This is a genomic window from Staphylococcus pragensis, from assembly GCF_004785665.1.
GTDB classification, from domain to species: domain Bacteria; phylum Bacillota; class Bacilli; order Staphylococcales; family Staphylococcaceae; genus Staphylococcus; species Staphylococcus pragensis.
Genome location: NZ_SRPJ01000001.1, coordinates 1,022,243 through 1,045,859, shown reverse-complemented (window position 1 = coordinate 1,045,859; position 23,617 = coordinate 1,022,243). Strand labels below are relative to the sequence as shown.

22 protein-coding genes are annotated in these 23,617 nt (G+C 33.1%); 14 read left to right on the top strand and 8 right to left on the bottom strand.

The genetic code is table 11. The features are described from left to right. The first annotated feature begins 149 nt into the window (after positions 1–149). Both nagE and E2558_RS05135 read left to right on the top strand, forming a co-directional pair. A complete protein-coding gene (nagE, locus tag E2558_RS05140; protein WP_126567111.1) occupies positions 150–1,622 on the top strand; it encodes an N-acetylglucosamine-specific PTS transporter subunit IIBC in 1,473 nt (490 codons plus the stop codon). A 208-nt stretch (positions 1,623–1,830) separates the two neighbouring features. Then, a complete protein-coding gene (locus E2558_RS05135; RefSeq protein ID WP_126567110.1) occupies positions 1,831–2,955 on the top strand; it encodes an HAD family hydrolase in 1,125 nt (374 codons plus the stop codon). Between the two features lie 51 nt (positions 2,956–3,006). Here E2558_RS05135 and serA read toward each other — a convergent pair whose 3' ends face one another. The 3 genes from serA to E2558_RS05120 all read right to left on the bottom strand — a co-directional run bounded on the left by serA (position 3,007) and on the right by E2558_RS05120 (position 6,306). Next, positions 3,007–4,605 carry a phosphoglycerate dehydrogenase gene (serA, locus tag E2558_RS05130; RefSeq protein ID WP_126567109.1) on the bottom strand — a complete coding sequence of 533 codons (1,599 nt, stop codon included), beginning with the start codon at positions 4,603–4,605 and terminating at the stop codon, positions 3,007–3,009. After that, entirely contained in the window at positions 4,595–5,755 is a 1,161-nt protein-coding gene (locus tag E2558_RS05125; RefSeq protein ID WP_126567108.1) for a pyridoxal-phosphate-dependent aminotransferase family protein, read from the bottom strand. Before E2558_RS05125 ends, serA begins: the two co-directional genes overlap by 11 nt. 110 nt (positions 5,756–5,865) lie before the next feature. Continuing rightward, a complete protein-coding gene (locus tag E2558_RS05120) occupies positions 5,866–6,306 on the bottom strand; it encodes an OsmC family protein (protein ID WP_126567107.1) in 441 nt (146 codons plus the stop codon). A gap of 79 nt (positions 6,307–6,385) precedes the next feature. On the opposite strand from E2558_RS05120, the gene E2558_RS05115 reads away from it, so the two are divergent. Then, on the top strand, positions 6,386–7,132 hold the full coding sequence (locus tag E2558_RS05115; RefSeq protein ID WP_126567106.1) for a glycerophosphodiester phosphodiesterase: 747 nt from the start codon (positions 6,386–6,388) through the stop codon (positions 7,130–7,132). Positions 7,133–7,186: 54 nt separating this feature from the next. Here E2558_RS05115 and rpsD read toward each other — a convergent pair whose 3' ends face one another. Further along, the gene (gene rpsD, locus E2558_RS05110) at positions 7,187–7,789 is read right to left on the bottom strand and encodes a 30S ribosomal protein S4 (RefSeq protein WP_126567105.1); all 603 of its coding nucleotides are present in this window, start codon (positions 7,787–7,789) and stop codon (positions 7,187–7,189) included. Positions 7,790–8,014: 225 nt separating this feature from the next. Beyond that, a complete protein-coding gene (locus tag E2558_RS05105; protein WP_126567104.1) occupies positions 8,015–8,482 on the bottom strand; it encodes a GAF domain-containing protein in 468 nt (155 codons plus the stop codon). Positions 8,483–8,611: 129 nt separating this feature from the next. Between E2558_RS05105 and ezrA the strand changes: the two genes are divergently transcribed. From ezrA to E2558_RS05070, 7 genes are all read left to right on the top strand, one after another. Then, positions 8,612–10,306: a septation ring formation regulator EzrA gene (gene ezrA, locus E2558_RS05100; protein ID WP_126567103.1), complete on the top strand. Its 1,695-nt coding sequence runs from the start codon at positions 8,612–8,614 to the stop codon at positions 10,304–10,306. 177 nt (positions 10,307–10,483) lie between these two features. Then, the gene (locus E2558_RS05095) at positions 10,484–11,620 is read left to right on the top strand and encodes a cysteine desulfurase family protein (protein ID WP_126567102.1); all 1,137 of its coding nucleotides are present in this window, start codon (positions 10,484–10,486) and stop codon (positions 11,618–11,620) included. Beyond that, complete coding sequence (gene thiI, locus E2558_RS05090; protein WP_126567101.1) at positions 11,621–12,844, top strand: tRNA uracil 4-sulfurtransferase ThiI; 1,224 nt, start codon at positions 11,621–11,623, stop codon at positions 12,842–12,844. A gap of 39 nt (positions 12,845–12,883) precedes the next feature. After that, entirely contained in the window at positions 12,884–13,660 is a 777-nt protein-coding gene (locus tag E2558_RS05085; RefSeq protein WP_126567100.1) for a TSUP family transporter, read from the top strand. A 105-nt stretch (positions 13,661–13,765) separates the two neighbouring features. Beyond that, the gene (gene tpx, locus E2558_RS05080) at positions 13,766–14,260 is read left to right on the top strand and encodes a thiol peroxidase (protein ID WP_126567099.1); all 495 of its coding nucleotides are present in this window, start codon (positions 13,766–13,768) and stop codon (positions 14,258–14,260) included. Between the two features lie 137 nt (positions 14,261–14,397). Next, positions 14,398–15,345: a class I SAM-dependent methyltransferase gene (locus tag E2558_RS05075; protein WP_126567098.1), complete on the top strand. Its 948-nt coding sequence runs from the start codon at positions 14,398–14,400 to the stop codon at positions 15,343–15,345. Positions 15,346–15,427: 82 nt separating this feature from the next. After that, positions 15,428–16,624, top strand: coding sequence for an acetate kinase (locus E2558_RS05070; protein ID WP_126567097.1), 1,197 nt, complete (start codon positions 15,428–15,430; stop codon positions 16,622–16,624). Positions 16,625–16,747: 123 nt separating this feature from the next. Here E2558_RS05070 and E2558_RS05065 read toward each other — a convergent pair whose 3' ends face one another. Further along, positions 16,748–17,245, bottom strand: a complete 498-nt coding sequence (locus E2558_RS05065) for a universal stress protein (protein ID WP_126567096.1) — start codon at positions 17,243–17,245, stop codon at positions 16,748–16,750. 143 nt (positions 17,246–17,388) lie between these two features. On the opposite strand from E2558_RS05065, the gene ald reads away from it, so the two are divergent. Beyond that, positions 17,389–18,510 (top strand): alanine dehydrogenase, encoded by a 1,122-nt coding sequence (gene ald, locus E2558_RS05060; protein WP_103328137.1) that lies wholly within the window; start codon positions 17,389–17,391, stop codon positions 18,508–18,510. 64 nt (positions 18,511–18,574) lie between these two features. On the opposite strand, the gene E2558_RS05055 is transcribed toward ald, so the two are convergent. Beyond that, positions 18,575–19,630, bottom strand: coding sequence for a M24 family metallopeptidase (locus E2558_RS05055; protein ID WP_126567095.1), 1,056 nt, complete (start codon positions 19,628–19,630; stop codon positions 18,575–18,577). A gap of 219 nt (positions 19,631–19,849) precedes the next feature. Between E2558_RS05055 and E2558_RS05050 the strand changes: the two genes are divergently transcribed. Beyond that, a complete protein-coding gene (locus E2558_RS05050; RefSeq protein ID WP_126567094.1) occupies positions 19,850–20,539 on the top strand; it encodes a metal-dependent hydrolase in 690 nt (229 codons plus the stop codon). Positions 20,540–20,659: 120 nt separating this feature from the next. Here E2558_RS05050 and E2558_RS05045 read toward each other — a convergent pair whose 3' ends face one another. After that, a complete protein-coding gene (locus E2558_RS05045) occupies positions 20,660–21,073 on the bottom strand; it encodes a universal stress protein (protein ID WP_126567093.1) in 414 nt (137 codons plus the stop codon). A 227-nt stretch (positions 21,074–21,300) separates the two neighbouring features. On the opposite strand from E2558_RS05045, the gene E2558_RS05040 reads away from it, so the two are divergent. Then, positions 21,301–22,599 carry a DRTGG domain-containing protein gene (locus E2558_RS05040; RefSeq protein ID WP_126567092.1) on the top strand — a complete coding sequence of 433 codons (1,299 nt, stop codon included), beginning with the start codon at positions 21,301–21,303 and terminating at the stop codon, positions 22,597–22,599. Between the two features lie 66 nt (positions 22,600–22,665). Continuing rightward, positions 22,666–23,604 (top strand): DHH family phosphoesterase, encoded by a 939-nt coding sequence (locus E2558_RS05035; RefSeq protein ID WP_126567091.1) that lies wholly within the window; start codon positions 22,666–22,668, stop codon positions 23,602–23,604. Positions 23,605–23,617: the final 13 nt, after the last annotated feature.

Genomic DNA, 23,617 nt, shown 5'->3' with positions numbered 1-23,617 from the left:
ATCTAAGTCCACAAATTTGATGATTTTTACTGAAAATACCATCACAAAAACGCTTTCAAATATGATAAATTATTATAGGTGTATAACATACATAAATTTCAATTACTTTTTTGAATTAATATTTAGTAATTTGGGAGGAAATATTATAGATGTTTAAGTTTTTTCAAAATTTAGGGCGATCGTTAATGTTACCAGTCGCTGTGTTACCAGCTGGTGCAATAATTGTTGGAATTGGTAACTTGCTTAAAGCATTAGACGTCTTGCCAACTGTAGCGCTGTTCTTTTCAACGGTAGGGACAGCTATACTAGGCCAACTAGGGCTTATCTTTGCAATTGGTGTTGCGATTGGCATGGCTAAGAAAAATGACGGCGCAGTTGCCTTAGCAGGTGCTTTAGGCTACGCAATGGTGACTAAAGTGCTTAATCCAGAGAATGTAGCACTCATGTTTCACATTAATCAAAAAGCCGTTAATCTAGGTTTCACTAAAATGGATAATTCCAATGTATTTTTAGGAATGATTATCGGTTTAATTGCCGCATATTCATATAACAAATTTAGTGAAGTTGAATTACCTATGGCTTTATCATTCTTTAGTGGTAAACGTTTAGTACCAATTATGACTGTATTCTTCTGTACGATTTTAGCCGTTATTTTATTATTTGCATGGCCACTAGTATTCTCAGGCATTGTAGCATTTGGTAAATGGCTTGTAGGCTTTGGCTCATTTGGTGCTTTCTTGTATGGTTTCTTTAACCGTTTACTTATTCCAACAGGCCTTCATCATGCATTGAACGCAGTATTCTGGTTTGATACAGCGGGTATTAATGACATCGGTAAATTCCAAACTGGCCAAGGTGCAGTTAAAGGTTTAACAGGCCGTTATCAAGCGGGATTCTTCCCGATTATGATGTTTGGTATCCCAGCTGCAGCTTTAGCAATGTATCATAGTGCCGATACTAAACAACAGAAGCAAGTATGGGGTTGGTTCTTAGCCAGTGCTGTCTCAGCCTTCGTCGTAGGTGTTACCGAACCGATTGAATTCGCGTTCATGTTTGTAGCACCAGTATTATTTGTAATCCATGCATTCTTAACAGGCTTATCTTTATTTATCGCTTCGTTCTTCCACTGGACAGCAGGATTCTCATTTAGTGCAGGATTAATTGATTACGTTTTATCTTTAATCAACCCTGTAGCTAATCATCCATTAATGTTGTTAGTTCAAGGCGTAGTTTTCTTTATTTTATATTATGTAATTTTCAGAGTAGTCATTCGCGTATTTAATTTAAATACCATTGGTAGAGGAAGTAACTTACTTACAGATCCAACTGATGACACTACCGATGATTCTACTGATCAAGCTGTCGCTTCTGGAAAAGGCAGATACCATAAAACTGCAAGTCAAATTCTAGAAGGCTTAGGTGGTAGTGAAAACATCGATACATTAACAAATTGCGCAACACGTTTACGAATGGAATTAAAAGACAATTCTATTATTGATGAACAAAAAATTAGAAATGCAGGCGCTGTGGGTGTAACAAAAAATGGTAAACACTCTGCACAAGTTATTATTGGCACACATGTCCAACAAGTAGCCGATGAAATTGAAAAACAAATGCATTAATTTTCAAGAATTAATTAAACAGACAATATATGTCTTAGTAGTCTGATAAGATAAAACCATATTGATAAATATATGTTGTTCAGATAACCGGTATGATATGTAATCATTTATATATCATGCTGGTTTCTTTTTTTAGTATATTGACTTTAATCATAGGTTAGTTATGATTAAAAGTATCAGAATATTTAAAATTAGGGGGAGCGGTGAAATGAAGTCAATATTATTTGATGTAGATGGGGTATTTTTAAGTGAGGAACGCTGTTTTGATGTTTCAGCGCTAACTGTAGAAGAATTGCTTAAGAGTGGAACTTTTCTTGGTTTAGATAAATCAATTAATTTTGAGAATATGAATGATGAACTGATTGAAGAAGTAAGAAATAGAGTGTTTCAAGATGATCACATTTTAAAACAATTAAAATCAATGGGTCTTAATTCCAATTGGGATATGTTATTTGTCGTGTTTAGTATTCATTTTATACATATATTAAAAGAGTTAGGTGCGCAAGTTGTTAATCCATTTTTACAACTAAAATCTATGTCTCAAGATGATCTACAGCATTTACAAACTTTCATTAACAAAGACATAGAAATTCAATATGAAGCGCCTCTATCTTTTATTAAAAATATTGAAAGTGGCAAGGCAAATGTATATGCAGCTTTAGAACACTATGCTCAATTGCAACTAAATTTAGATGATACCAGCATATTTAAACTTAAGGGTCCTCTATGGCAATTATCTAGAGAAGTTTATCAAAATTGGTATTTAGGCGGAAAGTTGTTCAAAGAAGTTGAAAATAAAACACCTATTAACAATCAAAAAGAAGGATTCATTTATGATGAAATTATTTTAAGACCTGTGGAGGAAGTCAAAACCTTATTACATGATTTACAAGAAGCGGGTTATCAATTAGCCATTGCAACAGGGCGTCCTAAAACAGAAACGATAGTACCATTTGAAGCACTTGGTCTTTTAAAATATTTCGATAAAAGTAACATTGTAACTGCTAGTGATGTGCTTGAAGCTGAAAGAGAATACCCACAATATATTCCTTTAGGTAAACCTAATCCGTTTTGTTATATTGCAACCCTCAATGGTAACCATAAACCGGATTATAAAACGTATATCACTGAGCAAGAAAATATTGTTAATAAAGAAGAGGTATATATCGTGGGTGACTCTTTAGCAGATTTATTATGTGCGAAAAAAATAGATGCTACGTTCATAGGCACATTAACAGGCTTAAAAGGGAAAGAAGCTCGTGAAGAATTAGAGCAATATCATGCAGACTATATCGTAGATCACGTTGGAAAAATTCGTGATATTTTATTATAAGTTTAGCTCGTAGATGAATATTTATTTCATCTACGAGCTTTTATAATGTATTTATTTTACTGATAAAGTAGTACCATAAATTTTATCAAAACCACCAGATTTATATAATTCATTAATAACTTCTTGAGTTACAGGTTGGTCAACTGAAAGCACCATCATCGCTTGGCCACCTTCGCTATGACGTCCTAGAGACATTGATGCGATATTAATATCATGTTTACCTAATAATTGGCCTGTTAATCCGACCATACCAGGTTTATCTGCATGGTATGAAATGAATTGATAAGCGTTAGGTTTAAAATCAACTGAGAAATCATTAATACGTACAATACGTGGGCCAAAGCCTGAAATAACTGTCGCCCCGATTTTAACTTCTTCTTTATCTCCAATTAAGTGAACTTGGATATAGTTACTAAACGTTCCTTGAGAAGCACGGTCTTCAATATGATGTGTTACGCCTTGTTCTTTTAATAAAGCCATAGCATTAATTAAGTTCACACGTTCACCTAAATCTTGTTGTAAAATACGAGTAACTATAGAACGAATAATTAAATCTGTTTCTTTTTTACTCACTTCTCCGTTGAAGGTAATCTTAACTTCTCTAGGCGCATCTTCTAATAATTGGATAGCCAATTCGCCAGACAATTCTCCAACTTCAATCCATTGTTGAGTCGCTTTATCAATATTATTTAAATTTAATCTTGGTGCATTAACTGCATTTGTAACGTTTCCGTTTTCTAAAATATCAATCATTTCATTTGCTACTGAGATTGCTACTTTTTCTTGAGCTTCTACAGTTGAAGCGCCTAAATGAGGTGTAACAATCACTTTATCATGATCTAATAAAGGTGAAGAGGTAGAAGGTTCGTGTTCGAACACATCTAAAGCTGCATGTGCAATTTGATTATTATTCAATGCGTTAAGTAAATCCTGCTCATCAATAATGCCACCTCTAGCTACATTAATAATTTGTAGTGAAGGTTTTGCTTTAGCAAAGAAATCCGCATTGATAATACCACGCGTTTTAGGTGTTAGAGGTGTATGTACAGTAACGAAATCAGCATTAGTAGCGATTTCATCTACTGTAGCTAATTGAATGTCTAATTGTTGCGCTTTTTCTTCAGTTAAGTAGGGATCAAATGCTAAAACTTTCATGCCGAAGCTTTGAAGTCTTTTAGCTACACCTAATCCTATTCGTCCTGCACCGATGACACCTAATGTTTTTTGATATAGTTCTACACCTTTGAAAGCTTTACGGTTCCATTCCTTACTTTTCAAAGAAGCATGGGCTTGAGGGATATTACGCGCCATTGCTAAAATCATAGCCACTGAATGTTCAGTAGCTGAAATCGTATTTCCGTCAGGTGCGTTAACGACTAAAATTCCTTTCAATGTAGCTGCTTCAATATCAATATTATCTACACCTACACCTGCACGAGCGATAACTTTTAACTGTTGGGCTTGATTAATGACTTCAGCAGTAACTTGTGTTTGACTACGCACGATTAAACCTTCATATTGTGGGATGATATCAACTAATTGTTCGGGTGTTAAATCTGTATTTATCTCGACTTCAAAATCAGGGTGAGAGAGTAAACTATGTAAACCTTCTTCAGAAATAGGGTCTGAAACTAAAATTTTATGCGTCATGTTGGATGACCTCCGTATATTTAGTAGTTGCTTTACCAATATAATTGACTTTGCGATAGTCTGTCAGAATAAGTTCTAATGCAGTTACTACAGATAAAATATCAAATGGAGACACTTTACCCATATGACCAATACGCAATATTTTACCTTTTAACTTTCCTTGTCCACCGGCAATAGTGATATTAAATTGAGATTTTAAAGTATTTTTAATGTGTTTAACTTCCGCTTCGTCTTTAGGTACGAAAGACGTAACAGTAGGAGAAGCATAAGCATCTTCCACTAATAAGCCTAAATCAAGTTTTTTCAACGCAGCTCTCAACGCATTTTTAATCGTGTTATGTCTTGCTATCGTATTATTAAATCCTTCTTTCTTAACTAAAGCTGCATAAGCATTAATAGCTCTAAATAGTCCTACATTCGGAGTGAAAGGTGTTGAATGTTGTTGAAGTGAATCAAAGTATTTATTTAAATTTAAATAGAATCGTGGGGTAGTAACGTCACTAAATCGTTGCTGAGCACGTTGATTATAAGCGACAAAAGCAAGTCCAGGAGGTAGCATTAGAGCTTTTTGACTGCCTGATACGAGGACATCAATATCATCTCTTTCAAGATTTACATCAACTGCGCCAATACAGCTTACGCCATCTACTACATAATAAATTTCACTATCAAACGCTTTGATAGCTTTCCCTAATTCTCCAACTGGATGAAGTACAGCAGTAGAAGTTTCGCAATATTGAGTAAAGACTGCAGTTATCTTGTGGTTAATTGAAGAAAGGAATTGAATAAATTCGTCGACATTGACTGCTTTACCCCATTCAACATTATAAATATGCACATTTTTATAATATGTTTCCGCAATTTGTTTAAAGCGATTGCCAAATGCACCAGAAACGATGACTACAAAATGGTCTTCTGGATTCACGATATTTAACATACTAGCTTCAAGCACACTTGTCCCGCTTGAAGTTAATATCATGACTTCATTTTGTGTACCAAAGATAGGTTTCAAATTATTAAAAGCTTCTTTAGCAATTGCTTCAAAATCTGGAGAACGGTGACCTACCATTGGTAAATTCATCGCGTGATTAATTTCTGGAGGGACTGGCGTTGGTCCTGGTGTAAGTAATAAAGGTTCATAATAATACATAGTTAAATTTCCTCCCACATGAATAAGATTTAATTATTTTAACAAATATTCTGACAATTTAAAAGAGGATTAAATAATCTCACTATAAAACATAGTGAGATCAAGGTTTTTTATTCAATAGTAGGTTGAATATCGATAGTTACATTATTGCGAATAGAATTTGAAATCATACAGTTATTATCCGCAATTGTTAATAATTTAGGTAAACGTTTTTCTAAAGTTGATTTTTCATCACTTGAAACAGTAATAGAAGGATAGTGAGTAATCTTATCCATTTTGAATTTTCCATTTTCAAAAAGAGCAGTACCAATGGTCTTAATCGTTAAATCTATATTTGTAAATTTAGCTCTTTCAAGCGTAGCGGCTAGGGAGATAATATAGCAAGAAGAAGCGGCAGCTACTAATAATTCATCTGGATTTGTACCAGTGCCATTACCACCTAAAGGAGCAGGAATTGAAATGTGTTCAGAAATGACATCGCCATTCACTGAACCTACTTCTTCGCGACCACCTCGCCATTTAGTTTGAACTTCGAAATCATGTTTCACCATATCAGTTTGACCTCCGTAAATTGTGTGTTAACTTAAGTTTAGTTGAAAGAGGTGCAAGATGAAAGAAAGGTGTCTTTATATGAAAATAATTAAAACCAATGCTGCGTTTCAAATTGTAGCGCATCGTGGATTGTCTCATCGCTATCCTGAAAATACCATTGAAGGATTTAAAGCGGCATTAATGCAACACATTGACATGTTAGAAATAGATGTGCATTTTACTAAAGATAAAGAATTAGTAGTGATTCATGATGATACGATTGATCGTACGTCTAATGGAAAAGGGAAAGTAATGGACTATACGCTTGAAGAACTTAGAAACTTTGACTTTGGTGTTAAACATAGCAAAGCCTTTTCAAATACAAAAATATCTACGTTTGATGAAGTGTTAGAAGTATTTAATCATTACTCCAAAAAATTATTAATAGAGTTAAAGGTGCCAAGTCAATATCCTGGCATTGAGGAAGCAGTTCTACAGCGATTAAAAGCACATCAAGTGCCATCACATAAAGCGATTCTTCAATCATTTGATGCTGGGAGCGTTAAACGTCTTTCTACATTACAGAGTAGTTATCAATTAGGAGTATTGGTTAGTAAAAAGAAATATTGGTATAAATTACCTAACTTTGAAGAGATTGCTGAATATGCGACGTTTGTGAATCCTAATTATAAGTTGGTAAATAAAAAATTTATGACTCACGCACATGAGAATGGTTTAAACGTTATTCCTTATACAGTTAATAAAGCGAAGGATGTTAAAAAATTGATTAACTTAGGGGTAGACGGTATTATTTCTGATATTCCAGATGAATTATTTAAATTATGAAGATATAAAAAACCACCCAATCCAAAAGGAAAGGGTGGTTTAATACTACGCAACTTATCTTGAGTAGTACTCAACGATTAATTGTTCGTTGATTTCAGCTGGTAATTCGCTACGTTCAGGTAAACGTACGAAAGTACCTTTTAAGCTGTCTGCATCGAAGTCTAAGTATTCAGGTACGAAATTATTAATTTCAACTGATTCTTTGATGATGTCTAAGTTTTGAGATTTTTCACGTACAGTGATAACTTGACCAGGTTTTAATGAGTATGATGGGATGTCAACGCGACGACCATCAACTTCAACGTGACCGTGACCAACTAATTGACGAGCTTGACGGCGAGTACGAGCTAAACCTAATGCATAAACAACTGCATCTAAACGACTAGCTAATAAGATCATGAAGTTTTCACCGTGTACACCGTGTTGTTTACCAGCGATGTCGAATGTGTTACGGAATTGTCTTTCAGTCATTCCATATAAGTAACGTAATTTTTGTTTTTCACGTAATTGTAAACCATACTCTGATAATTTTTTACGTTGGTTTGGACCATGTTGTCCTGGTGCGTAAGGACGTTTTTCTAATTCTTTACCAGTACCACTTAAAGAGATACCTAAACGACGAGATTTTTTCCAGTTTGAACCTCTGAATCGAGCCATAATAAGACTCCTCCTTTTTCTTTTTTGTTGTTATGAAAAAACAAAAAAGAGTGTTGTATGCTCATCAAGATATGTTGTTTTATGTGTCTTCACCTTATAGCTCCAGTTACATGACACGTCCGCTTCGGGAACAACATAGCGCTCAATAATATACAACTGCTATTTTCGTTAATTCACACAAATTCCATTGTACCAGTATTTTTATATGTGTCAATACATTTATCGTTATTTTGATAATTGATTTTCTAAAATAGATACAATCGCTTCTAAACCTTGTTGGTCTTCTTTTGTGAAACGATTTTTTATAGGAGCATCAATATCTAATACACCAATAATTTCTCCATTTTTATGGATAGGAACTACAATTTCAGAATTACTATTAGCATCGCAAGCAATATGACCAGGAAACGCGTGAACGTCTGCAACTAATTGTGTTTTATCTTCTGATACAGCTGTGCCACATACGCCTTTACCAATTGCGATATGAACACAAGCTGGATGGCCTTGGAAAGGTCCTAAGATAAGTTCATTATTTTCTATTAAATAGAAACCTACCCAGTTTACTTGATCTAACGTATCATTAAGTAAAGCAGATGTATTACTTAAGATGGCTATTAAATTTGATTCATCTTCAATTAGACTAGCAAGTTGCTTTTCTAACAGGCTATAATTTGTTTCTTTGATAACTGTCATAAGAATACCTCATTCAATTATTTTACAAATAAGTATAAAGTGAAAAAATAATCTATCAATTCATTTAATTTTTATTTTAATGAAAGGGAAAGTTACGTTATAATGATGTTAACATAGGAGGAGAATGAGATGGCTGTAATCATTATATTAGCAATATTAATCATCATATTGATTGCTGTTGGTATTATGTTCTACATGCGTTCTAGCAAGAGAAAAATTGTTGAAGAAGCTGAAGAACGTAAATTAAAAATCCAACAACTACCTTTTGAAAAAAATTTAGAGAAACTTTCTGAATTAAACTTAAAAGGTGAAACTAGAACTAAATATGATGCTTTAAAACAAGACACCTTAGATCATACAAACAATTATTTAGCACCAGTTGAAGAAAAGATTCACGATGCTGAACTTCAACTTGATAAATTCCAATTTTCAGGAGCGCAAACAGATATTGATGATGCGCATGAATTAATGGACAGATACGAAGCGGGTTATCAAGCTCAAGTAGATGAAGTAAACGAAATCCTAGCTTTACATAAAGAAAATGAAGAAGTTTATAACAAATGTAAAACGGATTATCGTGAAATGAAACGTGATGTATTAGCGAATAGACATCAATTTGGGGAGGCAGCAGCACCCCTTGAAAAACAAATTGAATCATTTGAGCCTGAATTAGAACAATATGACATGCTTAAAAGTGAAGGTAATTACGTTCAAGCGCATAATCATATTATGGGATTAAATGAATCAATGAATGAAACAAAAGAATATATGGCTGAAATTCCTGAGTTAATTAGAGAAGCTCAAAAAGAATTACCAGGTCAATTCCAAGATTTAAAATACGGTTGTAGAGATTTAAAAGTAAATGGCTACGATTTAGATCATGTTAAAATTGATGGTACATTACAAAGTTTGAAAACAGAATTGAATTTCGTTGAACCAATGATTAGTCGCTTAGAATTAGATGAAGCGAATAATAAACTTCAACAAATCAATGATAAACTTGATGAAATGTATGATTTAATCGAACATGAAGTTAAAGCAAAAAATGAAGTAGAAGAAACTAAAGAAGACATCACTAATGAATTATTTAAAGCTAGAGAAATGAACTATACGTTACGTACTGAAATTGATTATATTCGTGAGAATTACTTTATTAATGAAAGTGACGTTCATAGTATTCGTCAACATGAGAATGAAATTCAAAATTTAGTGACTGTATATGACGATATTCTTAAAGAAATGTCTAAATCGGCTGTAAGATATAGTGAAGTTAAAGACAATTTAGAATATCTAGATGACCATGTAAAAGTCATTAATGAAAAACAAGAAAAATTACAAAATCATCTTATTCAAATGAGAGAAGATGAAGCTGATGCAGAAGATCATCTTTTAAGAATTCAATCTAAAAAAGAAGAAGTTTATCGTAGATTGCTTGCTTCTAATTTAACTAGTGTGCCAGAACGTTTCGTGATTATGAAGAATGAAATTGATCATGAAGTCCGAGATGTAAATGAACAATTTAGTGAGCGTCCAATTAATGTTAAGCAATTAAAAGATAGAGTATCTAAAATTGTGATTCAAATGAACACATTTGAAGATGAAGCAAATGATGTTTTAGTAAATGCAGTTTATGCTGAACGTTTAATTCAATATGGTAACCGTTACCGTAAAGATCACAATAATGTAGATAAAAGCTTAAATGAAGCGGAACGTTTATTTAAAAATAATCGTTACAAACGCTCAATTGAAATCTCAGAACAAGCACTAGAAAGTGTTGAACCTGGTATTACGAAATATATTGAAGACGAAATTACAAAAGAATAAAGATTAGCACATATAATAGGCATGTATCCCTTAAAAATAGGATACATGCCTTTAATTTTTGTTAAAAAATAGTATAATGCTTTAGTGTCTATTTTAAAAAATTATAAAAGGGGAGTTATGAGTATACTAAATCCCGTTTTTTAAATAGTATATTTGATTTGAAAGTGAGTGTTGCAAATGATTTATTTGGACAATGCCGCAACTACTAAACCTCATAAAGCAGTATTAGATTCGTTTGTTAAAGTTAATGAATCTGTTTATTATAATCCAAATAGTCCACATAAAATGGGCTTACAAGCTGAAAAAGTATTAAACCAAGCTAAAGAGCGTATTAATCAACTTTTATTTGGTAAACAACAATTTGATGTCATATTTACAAGTGGGGCAACAGAATCTAACAATATCGCTTTAAAAGGCGTGGCATTACGTAAAAAGCAATTTGCGAATGAAATTATTACCTCTGTCTTAGAACATCCTTCTGTGTTAGAAGTAATGCGTTATTTGGAAACACAAGGCTTTGTTTTAAAATACGTCAATATCAAAGAGAATGGTCAAATTGATATGGAGCATTTATCTTCTCTAATGAATGATAAAGTAGGACTCGTTACTTGTATGTACGTGAATAACATTATGGGACAAATTCAACCCATTGACCAAATAGTAGAATTATTAAAGCAGTATCCGAAAGCGCACTTACATGTAGATGCTGTTCAAGCTTTAGGAAAAGTTCCGATGACGCTTTCAGGTGTGAATAGTGTAAGTTTTAGTGGTCATAAATTTAATGGTCTTAAAGGACAAGGATTGTTATTAATAGATAATAAAGAAAAACTTGAGCCAATCGTTCATGGCGGAGGTCAAGAATATGGTGTGCGTAGTGGTACAGTTAATCTAGCAATGGATGTTTCATTAGTGAAAGCAATTGACATAGCTGTAAATAATTTAGACGAACGCCATAATAAGTTAGCGTCATATAATGAAGAATTACGTTCATATTTTAAAGATTATCAGGGTGTCTATATTAATTCACCTGAAAATGGTGCACCGCAAATTTTAAACATTGCCTTTCCGGGTGTGAAAGGAGAAGTACTTGTCAATGCCTTTTCGAAACTAGATATCATGGTTTCGACGACAAGTGCTTGTTCATCAAAACGAGGTAAATTAAATGAAGTATTATTAGCCATGAACATTCGTGAAGAAAAAATAGAAGGCAGTATACGATTATCACTTGGAGATACAACGACGCAGGAAGATATTAATCAATTTAAAGAAAAGTTTAAATCAATATATATTGAAATAAAGGAGTTGCTTAAATAAATGAAATTTGATCATTTATTAGTAAGGTATGGCGAATTAACGTTAAAAGGAACTAATCGTAAAAAATTCGTCAATGCATTAAAAGATAATGTAATTCGTTCAATACAACCACTTGAAGGTACGCATGTACATGGAAAACGAGACAGAATGTATATTTCACTAACGGAAGAAGCCGATGTTCAAGAAGTCATTTCTCGTGTAACTAAAATTTTCGGAATTAAATCCGTAAGTCCAGTGCATAAAACGACTCAAGATTTAGATGAAATGAAAAACTTATGTGTGAAACTTGCCCAAAATTTTAATAGTGGAGATACATTTAAAATTGATGTTAAACGTGTGGATAAGACGTTCCCACTAGATACGTATGAACTACAAAGAGAATTAGGCGGTACAATATTAAAAGCAACGGAAGATATTACTGTAGATGTTAAAAAACCCGATCATAACGTTAGAGTAGAAGTGCGCATGGACGGTGTTTATATTTTTACAGAAGTATATGAAGGCGCTGGGGGCTTACCAGTTGGTAGTGGTGGAAAAACATTATTAATGCTTTCAGGTGGTATCGATTCCCCAGTAGCAGGTATGGAAATTATGAAACGTGGTGTTCGAATAGAAGCTATTCATTTCCATAGTCCACCATTCACTAGTGAAAAAGCTAAAGATAAAGTTATTGAATTAACACGTATCTTGTCTGAACGCGTCGGCCCTATTAAATTACACATTGTACCGTTTACTGAACTTCAAAAACAAATTAATAAAGTGGTACACCCAAGATATACGATGACATCAACACGACGCATGATGCTTAGAGTGGCTGATATTGTATTAGAACGTATTGGAGCGCATGCGATTGTCAATGGGGAGAATTTAGGACAAGTAGCGAGTCAAACATTAAAAAGTATGTACGCTATCAATAACGTGACTTCGACGCCAATTTTACGTCCGCTTGTTTCTCTTGATAAAGAAGATATCGTCAAGAAAGCTCGTGAAATCGGAACGTTCGATGTTTCAATTCAACCATATGAAGATTGTTGTACTATTTTCACACCTAAAAACCCAGTTACCGAACCAGATTTCGATAAAGTAATTAAGTATGAAAGTGTTTATAATTTTGATGAAATGGTTCAACGTGCTGCGGACAATGTTGAAACAATTACAATTAATAAAGATTATAAGAGTGAAAAAGACAAAGATACTGATGCATTAATAGATGAATTATTTTAAAATTGGTTTAAATAGAAACTAATTTTAGGGGATGGCATCATGGATATCAGTTTAAATATCATTATTATCATTATTGCTTTTGGTTTCTTAGCAGCATTTATTGATGCTGTAGTAGGGGGTGGCGGGTTAATATCTATTCCTGCATTGCTAGCTATAGGCATGCCACCTTCTATAGCATTGGGAACTAATAAGTTAGCGAGTTCATTTGGTTCATTAACCAGTGCGATTAAATTTATTCGCTCAGGAAAAGTGGATTTGTCAATCGTACTAAAGCTTTTTCCATTTATATTTATATTTTCAGCAGGTGGTGCAAGTCTGGCAACGTTTTTACCAGCTCAAGTTTTAAAACCACTTGTTATCGTTATATTAACACTCGTCCTAATTTATACGATATTAAAAAAAGATTGGGGAGACGTTCGTACTTTTTCTAAACTAACGATTGGTAAAGCTATTATTTTTGTAGGGTTGCTATTGTTAATAGGATTTTACGATGGTTTTTTAGGGGGCGGAACGGGTTCTTTCATGCTATTTGTATTATTAATGTTTGGATTTGATTTTTTAAGTGCTGCTGGGAATGCAAAAGTACTTAACTTTGCTTCTAATATAGGGGCATTAATTCTTTTCATTATTTTAGGACAAGTCAATTTCGTATACGGTTTAATCATGGGAGTTAGTATGATTGTTGGATCATATATAGGGGCGCAATTAGCTATTAACAAAGGTGTGGGCTATGTTAAAATATTGTTCATTACAGTCACTGCATTATTAATTTTAAAAAATACTTACGATTATATTGTTCAATTACTAGGAAAATAGTTATATTGAATTTGTTACGACAGTATCAATTAATTGATTTAAGATTTACTACTATCGTATTATTATAGATATAATTTATTAACCAACTTTGGAGGTCGTAACAACATGGCACAAATTACTTTTAAAAATAACCCTATTCATTTATTAGGAACAGAAGTTTCAGAAGGACAACAGGCTCCAGACTTTAAAGTATTAGATAATAATCTAAATGAAGTTGATTTAAGTCAATTTGAAGGACAAAAGAAATTAATTAGTGTAGTACCTTCAATTGATACAGGTGTATGTGATCAACAAACTCGTAAATTTAATGAAGAAGCATCTCAAGAAGATGGTGTTGTCTTAACAATTTCAGCTGACTTACCATTTGCTCAAAAAAGATGGTGTGCGTCAAACGGTTTAGACAATGTCATTACATTAAGCGACCATAAAGATTTATCTTTCGGTAAAAATTATGGTGTAGTAATGGAAGAATTAAGATTATTAGCACGTTCAGTCTTTGTTCTAGATAAAGATAATAAAGTTGTTTATAAAGAATTAGTAAGTGAAGGTACGGATTATCCTAACTTCGAAGCGGCTTTAGAAGCTTACCGTAATATTTAATGATTATATAAATAAATGATTGAAAAGACATAAACACAGGTGTCCATATTTATTTCAAAAACAAGAATGTAGAAACAGTGGTTACATTTTAAAGAAATAAAAAGTATGGACGCTTTTTTATTGGAAAGGAAGTTTATATGACTGAAGAACAAACAATTATGGAAACGTTATTCCGTACGCTTGATGAGAAGGCTAAAGCTTTAAACGAAGAAAATGGTCAAAGCTTTATTGAAAACTTAGGTTTAGCAATGGAAGATGTGTATCAAAATCAAAGAGAGTTGCTTGAACAAGCAACTTTACAGGACAGACGTAAAGCATTCCAATTTGCTTATTTAAGTTTATTACAAGAAGAAACGATTCAAGCGAATCATCAAATTACACCAGATTCAATAGGTTTAATCTTAGGTTTTTTAGTTCAAAAATTTACAAAAGATAGTGATGAATTGCACGTGGTTGATATTGCAAGTGGGGCAGGACATTTAAGTGCTTCAGTTAATGAAGTATTGAAAGATACTACAGTCATGCATCATTTAATCGAAGTGGATCCAGTCTTATCTAGAGTAAGTGTGCATTTAGCTAACTTCTTAGAAATACCGTTTGATGTTTATCCTCAAGATGCAATTATGCCATTACCATTAGAGGAAGCAGATGTCGTAATTGGAGATTTCCCAATTGGTTATTATCCAGTAGATGAACGTAGTAAAGAAATGAAATTAGGTTTTAAAGAAGGTCATAGTTATTCTCATTATTTATTAATTGAGCAAGCTATTACAGCTTTAAGAGCGACTGGATATGCTTTTTTAGTTGTGCCTAGCAATATTTTTGAAGATGAAAATGTAAAACAGTTAGAAAATTTCATTGCTACAGAGACAGAAATGCAAGCGTTTCTTAATTTACCTAAGACGTTATTTAAAAATGAGAAAGCGCGTAAATCTATCTTAATTTTACAAAAGAAAAAAGCAAATGAGACTAAGCCAGTAGAAGTCTTACTTGCAAACATTCCTGATTTCAAAAATCCAAATCAATTTCAAGGATTTATTAGCGAATTGAATCAATGGATGGAAGAAAATCATCCTAAAAAATAAACTGTCATATTCTTGAATTATAACTGTATTAATGGTTAAATAAATATGGATATTTAATTAATAAATTGGAGGACAATAATTTATGTCTAAATTAGTTTTAGCGATTAATGCTGGTAGTTCTTCTTTAAAATTCCAACTTATTAGAATGCCTGAAGAAGAATTAGTTACTAAAGGATTAATCGAACGTATTGGTATTAAAGATTCAATTTTTACTGTTGAAGTCAATGGTGAAAAAGTTAAAGAAGTTCGTGATATTAAAGATCATGAAGAAGCAATTAACATTATGTTAGATAGCTTCAAAAAACACGGTATCATTGATGACATTAATGACATCGCTGGTACTGGTCACCGCGTTGTTCACGGTGGTGAATTATTCCCTGAATCAGCTTTAGTAACTGACGAAGTGGAACAAAAAATTGAATCATTAAGTGAATTAGCACCTTTACACAACCCTGCTAACTTAATGGGTATCCGTGCATTCAAAAAATTATTACCAAATATTCCTCATGTAGCAGTATTTGATACATCATTCCATCAAACTATGCCTGAGCAATCATATTTATACAGCTTACCTTATCAATATTATAAAGATTATGGTATCCGTAAATATGGTTTCCACGGTACAAGCCATAAATATGTATCTCAACGTGCAGCTGCAATCTTAGATAAACCAATCGAAGAATTACGTATCATTTCTTGTCATATCGGTAATGGTGCATCAATCGCAGCTATCGATGGTGGAGAATCAATCGATACTTCTATGGGATTCACTCCATTAGCCGGTGTAACAATGGGTACTCGTTCTGGTAACATTGACCCAGCGTTAATTCCATTCATTATGCAAAAAACTGATCAAACTGCAGACGAAGTACTTAATGTATTAAATAAAGAGTCTGGTTTACTTGGTATCTCAGGTACTTCAAGTGACTTACGTGACCTTGAAAGTGATGCTGAAGAAGGTAAAGAACGTGCTCAATTAGCATTAGACGTATTTGCTTCAAGAATTCACAAATATATTGGTTCTTATGCTACAAGAATGCATGGCGTAGACGTTATTGTCTTCACTGCTGGTGTAGGTGAAAACTCATCAACAGTACGTGCTAAAGTATTAGAAGGTTTAGAATTCATGGGTGTTTATTGGGATCCTAAGAAAAATGAAGCGATTCGCGGCGAAGAAGCTTTCATTAACTACCCACATTCACCTGTAAAAGTAATTGTAATTCCAACTAACGAAGAAGTTATGATTGCAAGAGACACTGTAAAATTCGGTGAATTATAATTTATAAATTTAAGCCATGGTTATGTCTTTTTAAGATATGGCCATGGCTTTTTTTGTTGAACCAGAAAAGGGTGCCTCTTTAAAATGAGGCACCCTTAAATTTAATAGTAATGGTTTTTAGCTTTAAGAATATTGTTGTCTAAATTCTGGTGTAGCTACTTCTGGATGGAAATCTTCTGGAATTTCTTCAGTACGTACGACTAATACATCACAAGGTGAGTGACGTACGATTGCTTCAGATACAGAACCTACGATAAATCGCTCTACTGCATTTAAGCCTGAAGTACCACACATAATTAAATCTACTTTAAGTTCACTTGCTAATTTTTTAGGGATAATGGCTTTAGGAGAACCAAATTCTAAGCGTGTTTCTACATTAGTTACTCCGGCACGTGTTGCGACTTCTTGATAACCTTTTAATAATTCTTCAGAGAAATCACGAGATTTCTCAGTAAATTGAGCATCATAAACTTCATATGAAGAATATGTTCTTGAATCGATAATGTTTACAATAGTTAATTTGGCGTCGTTACGTTTAGCTACGTCTACGGCTTTGTTGAAAGCCCACTCTGCTTCATGTGAACCATCAACTGCGATTAAAATGTTTTTATAAGTTAACATCTTAATAACCCCCTTAGCTTTTCTTACTTATATTTTACCACAAATTTCAGAATATTTAATATTTATATTTTAACAATAATGTGTACTTTTTCTGATTGCGCTTTCATCGGTTTAGCGTTACGATGGTGTTGGAGGTGGATGGAATGAAAATTGGTATTCCAAAAGAGATAAAAAATAACGAAAACAGAGTTGGTTTATCACCAAGTGGTGTACATGCATTAGTTGAACAAGGACATACAGTACTTGTTGAAAAAGATGCAGGTTTAGGTTCATACTTTGAAGATGCAGATTACAAAAATGCAGGTGCTGAAATTGTATCTGATCAATCTGCAGTTTGGGATGTAGAAATGGTAATCAAAGTTAAAGAACCTTTAGAAGATGAATACAAATACTTCAGAGAAGGATTAATCTTATTCACATACTTACACCTAGCTAACGAAGAAAAATTAACTCAAGCGTTAGTTGATAATAAAGTAGTAGGTATTGCATACGAAACGGTTCAATTACCTGACCGTTCATTACCATTATTAACACCAATGAGTGAAGTAGCGGGACGTATGTCTGCTCAAGTTGGTTCTGAATTCTTACAAAAAATTAATGGCGGAATGGGAATTTTACTTGGCGGAGTGCCTGGAGTACCAAAAGGTAAAGTAACGATTATCGGTGGCGGTCAAGCTGGTACAAACGCTGCTAAAATCGCTTTAGGTTTAGGTGCAGATGTGACTATCTTAGACGTTAATCCTAAACGTTTAGCAGAATTAGAAGATTTATTTGATGGCCGTGTAAACACTATTATGTCTAACCCATTAAATATCGAAGAACAAGTTAAACAAAGTGATTTAGTTATCGGTGCGGTGCTTATTCCTGGTGCTAAAGCGCCTAGCTTAGTTACTGAAGATATGATTAAACAAATGAAAGACGGTTCAGTAATCGTTGATATCGCTATCGACCAAGGTGGTATCTTTGAAACTACTGATAAGATTACTACTCATGATGATCCTACTTATGTTAAACATGGGGTAGTTCATTATGCTGTAGCTAATATGCCAGGTGCAGTACCTCGTACGTCTACAATTGCTTTAAATAATGCTACATTACCATATGCTCAATTATTAGCAAACAAAGGTTACCGTGAAGCATTTAAAGCTAACCATGCATTATCTTTAGGTTTAAACACTTATAAAGGTCATGTTACTCATAAAGGTGTAGCTGAAGCATTTGATTTAGAATACACTACTATCGAAGACGCTTTAAAAGAAGATTAATCGATATATTAAAATTAAAAATCCAGTTGAGAAGGGAATTAACCGTCTCAACTGGATTTTTTTATTATTTTTCATAGTGAGTTAAAATTTCATAGCCATCTTCAGTTACTAATATATCATCTTCAATTCGGACGCCTGCCACACCTGGTACATAAATACCTGGTTCAATAGTAATAACCATGCCCGCTTCTAACTGATTAGTATTTGTACTTGATACATCTTGATATTCATGCTCTTCAAGTCCTAATCCATGACCAAGACGATGAGGGAAGTACTCGCCATAGCCTGCATTTGTAATAATATCACGTGCAATTTTGTCGATTTCATTTAATGATACGCCAGCTTTAATTGCACGAATTGCTTCTGTTTCAGCTTCTAAAACAATATTATAAATTTTTTGAGCTTTATCTGAAGGTATTCCGAATTGGACAGTACGTGTCATATCACTACAATAATGATTATAAATAACGCCTAAATCAAATAGAACATATTCATTATCGTTTAAAGTTCTATCGCCTGGTGTTCCATGAGGAGAAGCAGCGTGATCCCCGAATAATACCATCGTATCAAAGCTCATTTCACTTACGCCGAACTTTTTAATTTCATTTTCAATATGATTGACGACTTCTCGTTCTGACACGCCTACTTTTAAGAAATCAACGCCAATTTCAATACATTTATCAGCTAACTCAGCTGCTTTCTTAATATTATTAATTTCATCAGTATTTTTAATATTTCTTAAATTCTTAATAGTTTGGTCGATATCGCCATATTCAGTGACGTTGAAATTCTCAGTTAGTTCACGTTGACGTTTTACTGTCAAATGTTCACTTTCAATTAATAATTTGTTAAAAGTATGAGGTTCAATATCAAATGGATTTTCTGTATCTAAGTAGCCAATGATTTTACCATCGAAAGGTGAAGCTTTAGCTTCTTCAACTTCCATTTTAGGACAGTAAAGTGTTTTCTCACCAGAAGCAGTAATTAATACTGCTAATAATCTTTCGTGAGGCTCACTTCTATAACCAGTAAAGTAAAAGACGTTAAGTGGAGTCGTAATCCATGCTGCATCAGCATTTTCATTATGTAATGTTTGTGTAATTTCGTCTATTTTTGTCATAAAATAAGTATCCTCCTTCAATGCTTTGATTTTAATTTTACGTCTAATAAAGAATAATTTCAAAATTATTGAATAATTTCTAAAGAGATTGTTATTAGGCTTTTTTAGAAAAATGAACTACTACGATCACGTTATCTCGCGCATTTTCTTTAAAAAGTGTTATAAAATTTATGTGCTAGGGTATACTACAACTAACAAGCTATTAGGAGGCTATCAATTATGAAACTTTCATTTCATGGTCAATCTACTATTTATTTCGAAGGAAACGGAAAAAAAGTAATTGTAGATCCGTTTATATCTGGTAATGAAAATTGTGATTTAGATGAACAAAGATTAGATGTGGATTACATCATCTTAACGCATGGTCACGCTGATCACTTTGGCGATGTAGTGGAACTTGCTAACCGTAATCATGCGACTGTCATTGGTTCGGCAGAATTACAAGGTTATTTATCAACATATCATGGCGTTGAGAATGTTCACGGCATGAATATTGGAGGAAAAGCCAAGTTTGATTTCGGTACTGTAAAATATGTTCAAGCATTCCATAGTTCAAGTTTCACACATGAAGATGGCATTCCAGTTTATCTAGGCATGCCTATGGGTGTGATTATTGAAACTGAAGGTAAAACAATTTATCACACTGGCGATACAGGTTTATTCAGTGATATGAAATTAATTGCAGAACGCCATCCTGTAGACGTATGTTTCGTACCAATTGGTGATAACTTCACAATGGGTATTGATGATGCTAGTTATGCAATTAATGAATTTATTAAACCTAAAATTTCAGTACCAATTCATTACAATACGTTCCCATTAATTGAGCAAAATCCTCAAGAATTTAAAGATGCAGTAACAGAAGGGGAAGTTCAAATCTTAGAACCTGGAGAAGCTGTAGAGTTTTAAATAAATAGAAGAATGTTTCGTATTCTCAATATACGATAAATAGAAAAACTCCTATTATATGAGTGGATAACATATGTTTCAAGTCACTCTATAATAGGAGTTTTCTAATATTGAATAAAGTCATTTAACAATTAATACTGGAATAGTCGCACGTTTAGCTACTTTATGACTGACACTACCAAGTACAAATTTCTTTTGAGTTTCAGCTTTACGGTTACTTAGCACAACGATTTCGTATTTACCACTATTAGCATGTTTAACAAGTTCATCTTTAGGATTTCCTCGCACGATGATTTGATCAAAATTAATGCCATAGTCTTCTAAAATATTTCGTGTTTTTTCAAGTTCTCCACTGCGTTTCTCAGTGAGTTCTTCTAAATGTGTGCCACCTTTAATAGATGCTTGAGCATCTTGTTCTCCAATTACATTAAAGATAGTAACAACTGTATCTTCACCAGCTAATTTTGATACTTCTTTCAATGCTTTTTCATTTTTTAAATGTGTGTCAACGCCTAATAATATATGTTTATACATAGGACATTCCTCCTTTAATATAATTATATATAATGTAAATTTATTTTTCCAACGAATATATTTATAATTATTAAATAACGATAATCATTAAATTATTTTGATATTATTATTTTTTATCCGGAAAATGTGTGAAAAAGGAGATTTACTAGGTGTTTTACCAAAAATCGATTTTTTCTAAGTAAAAAGTTATAATATATAGGACATTGTCAGTTTAAAGAGGTAGTTGAATGACTAAACATGAACAAATAATAGCGTATATTGAATCTTTAAAAATCGGTCAAAAAATTTCAGTTCGAAAAATAGCAAAAGTCTTGAGTGTATCTGAAGGTACTGCTTATAGGGCGATAAAGGATGCAGGTCAATTAGGATTGGTAACAACGATTGATCGCGTAGGAACTGTGCGTATTGATAAGAAAAACCGTGAAGAAATTGAAAATTTAACATTTAATGAAATCCTTAAAATTATCGAGGGGGAAGTCATTGGTGGTAAAAATGGCTTAAGCAATAGTGTATCTAAATTTGCCATAGGTGCAATGGAGCTTAAAGATGTCGTAAAATACATCAGTCACCAGACTTTGTTGATTGTAGGGAATCGATCTGATGTACAGTTAGAAGCTCTAAAGAAAGGAAGCGGAATACTCATTACCGGAGGTTTTAAACCCTCTCAAAATATAATTGATTATGCCGATAGTCATAATTTACCAATTTTATCCTCGAATTATGATACGTTTTTAGTGGCTAATATTATTAATAGAGCAATGTACAATCAAATGATACGTAAAGAAATCTTAGTTGTAAATGATATAGTTAAACCTATTAATGATATGACAGTTATATTTGATGAGATGGGTATTGAGGATTATAAAGCACGTGCGAAAGTGACAGGTCATTCTCGTTTTCCAGTTGTAGATAGAAATTGGAAATTAGTAGGCATTATTACTAGTAAAGAGGTTATTCACATGCAAGCTGAAGATACAGTTAGTAAAGTGATGACTAAACGACCTATCAATGTAGAATTAACAACAACTGTGGCAAGTTGTGCGCATCTGATGATATGGGAAGGTATTGAAATTTTGCCAGTAACTACGAGAAATAAAAAAGCAATCGGAGTCATAACTAGAGATGATGTATTAAAAGCGATGCAATTAATTGGTAGACAACCTCAGATTGGTGAAACAATTAATGATCAAATTGCTAAACATATCACTATCACTCAAAATGATATTACAGTAGAAGTTTCGCCATTATTAACGAATCAATACGGTACATTAAGTAAATCTGTATTTGTAGCAATAATTGAAGAAACAATTAAACACGAGTTACGTAAGTTTAAAAAAGTAGATGTAATGATTGAAAGTTTGAATATCATATATATTAAAACTGTCCCTATTGAAACATTCATAAATGTTTCGTATGAAATGTTAGATGTAGGTAGAAACTTTGCGAAGTTAGAAGTTACAATGATGAGTGGTAACGAAAGGGTAGCGAACGCAATGATTATTTGCCAAATGTTTGAGGATATTTAATTAGTAAGTCATGCAGTCTGTTTGGAGCTGCATTTTCAAAAAATAAAAATTGAGGAGAAATCATTTATGGTAGGAATATTTAATGAAATTATGCAAAAAATTGAAGAAGCGGATACGGTCATCATTCACAGACATGTTCGACCAGATCCTGATGCGTACGGTTCACAACTTGGATTAAAATTATATTTAGAACGCAAGTTTCCTGAAAAAACAATATATACGGTAGGACAACCAGAAGTATCGTTAGAATTTATCGGTAGTTTAGATGAAATTGCGGATGAGGTTTATGAAGATGCATTAGTAATTGTATGCGATACGGCGAATGCGCCACGAATTGATGACCAAAGATACAGTAATGGTAAAGGGTTAATTAAAATTGACCATCACCCAGCTACTGACCAATACGGTGAAATCAATTATGTAAATACTGAAGCTTCATCCACAAGTGAAATCATCTTTGACTTTATTACGCATTTTAATGACTTCAATATTATCGATGATGCTGTTGCACGCGTCCTTTATTTGGGTATAGTCGGCGATACTGGTAGATTTATGTTTAATAATACAACACCGCATACGATGGAAGTAGCGAGTCAATTATTGAAATTCTCATTTGATCATAATGCAGAATTAAATAAAATGTCGGAAAAAGATCCTAAAGTGATGCCTTTCCAAGGTTATATCTTCCAAAACTTTGAATTGAGTGAAGATCATGCATTTTGCCAAGTGAGAATTACTAAAGAAATATTAGAAGAATATCAATTATTGCCGAATGAAGCATCTCAATTTGTAAATACTGTAGCTGATATTCAAGGCTTAAAAATTTGGGTATTCGCTGTTGATGAGGGAGACCAAATAAGATGTCGCATACGCTCAAAAGGCATTATCATTAATGATGTTGCTAATCAATTTGGTGGGGGCGGCCACCCGAATGCGTCAGGCGTTTCTGTTTATAGTTGGGAAGAGTTTGAGAAGTTAGCAGAAGCATTACGTCAAAAATTATAAATTTTAAAATGAA

Bases quoted from the DNA above. Each gene is read 5' to 3' on its own strand.
- nagE (WP_126567111.1), top strand. From the start codon at position 150: ATGTTTAAGTTTTTTCAAAATTTAGGGCGATCGTTAATGTTACCAGTC.
- E2558_RS05135 (WP_126567110.1), top strand. From the start codon at position 1,831: ATGAAGTCAATATTATTTGATGTAGATGGGGTATTTTTAAGTGAGGAA.
- serA (WP_126567109.1), bottom strand. From the start codon at position 4,605: ATGACGCATAAAATTTTAGTTTCAGACCCTATTTCTGAAGAAGGTTTA.
- E2558_RS05125 (WP_126567108.1), bottom strand. From the start codon at position 5,755: ATGTATTATTATGAACCTTTATTACTTACACCAGGACCAACGCCAGTC.
- E2558_RS05120 (WP_126567107.1), bottom strand. From the start codon at position 6,306: ATGGTGAAACATGATTTCGAAGTTCAAACTAAATGGCGAGGTGGTCGC.
- E2558_RS05115 (WP_126567106.1), top strand. From the start codon at position 6,386: ATGAAAATAATTAAAACCAATGCTGCGTTTCAAATTGTAGCGCATCGT.
- rpsD (WP_126567105.1), bottom strand. From the start codon at position 7,789: ATGGCTCGATTCAGAGGTTCAAACTGGAAAAAATCTCGTCGTTTAGGT.
- E2558_RS05105 (WP_126567104.1), bottom strand. From the start codon at position 8,482: ATGACAGTTATCAAAGAAACAAATTATAGCCTGTTAGAAAAGCAACTT.
- ezrA (WP_126567103.1), top strand. From the start codon at position 8,612: ATGGCTGTAATCATTATATTAGCAATATTAATCATCATATTGATTGCT.
- E2558_RS05095 (WP_126567102.1), top strand. From the start codon at position 10,484: ATGATTTATTTGGACAATGCCGCAACTACTAAACCTCATAAAGCAGTA.
- thiI (WP_126567101.1), top strand. From the start codon at position 11,621: ATGAAATTTGATCATTTATTAGTAAGGTATGGCGAATTAACGTTAAAA.
- E2558_RS05085 (WP_126567100.1), top strand. From the start codon at position 12,884: ATGGATATCAGTTTAAATATCATTATTATCATTATTGCTTTTGGTTTC.
- tpx (WP_126567099.1), top strand. From the start codon at position 13,766: ATGGCACAAATTACTTTTAAAAATAACCCTATTCATTTATTAGGAACA.
- E2558_RS05075 (WP_126567098.1), top strand. From the start codon at position 14,398: ATGACTGAAGAACAAACAATTATGGAAACGTTATTCCGTACGCTTGAT.
- E2558_RS05070 (WP_126567097.1), top strand. From the start codon at position 15,428: ATGTCTAAATTAGTTTTAGCGATTAATGCTGGTAGTTCTTCTTTAAAA.
- E2558_RS05065 (WP_126567096.1), bottom strand. From the start codon at position 17,245: ATGTTAACTTATAAAAACATTTTAATCGCAGTTGATGGTTCACATGAA.
- ald (WP_103328137.1), top strand. From the start codon at position 17,389: ATGAAAATTGGTATTCCAAAAGAGATAAAAAATAACGAAAACAGAGTT.
- E2558_RS05055 (WP_126567095.1), bottom strand. From the start codon at position 19,630: ATGACAAAAATAGACGAAATTACACAAACATTACATAATGAAAATGCT.
- E2558_RS05050 (WP_126567094.1), top strand. From the start codon at position 19,850: ATGAAACTTTCATTTCATGGTCAATCTACTATTTATTTCGAAGGAAAC.
- E2558_RS05045 (WP_126567093.1), bottom strand. From the start codon at position 21,073: ATGTATAAACATATATTATTAGGCGTTGACACACATTTAAAAAATGAA.
- E2558_RS05040 (WP_126567092.1), top strand. From the start codon at position 21,301: ATGACTAAACATGAACAAATAATAGCGTATATTGAATCTTTAAAAATC.
- E2558_RS05035 (WP_126567091.1), top strand. From the start codon at position 22,666: ATGGTAGGAATATTTAATGAAATTATGCAAAAAATTGAAGAAGCGGAT.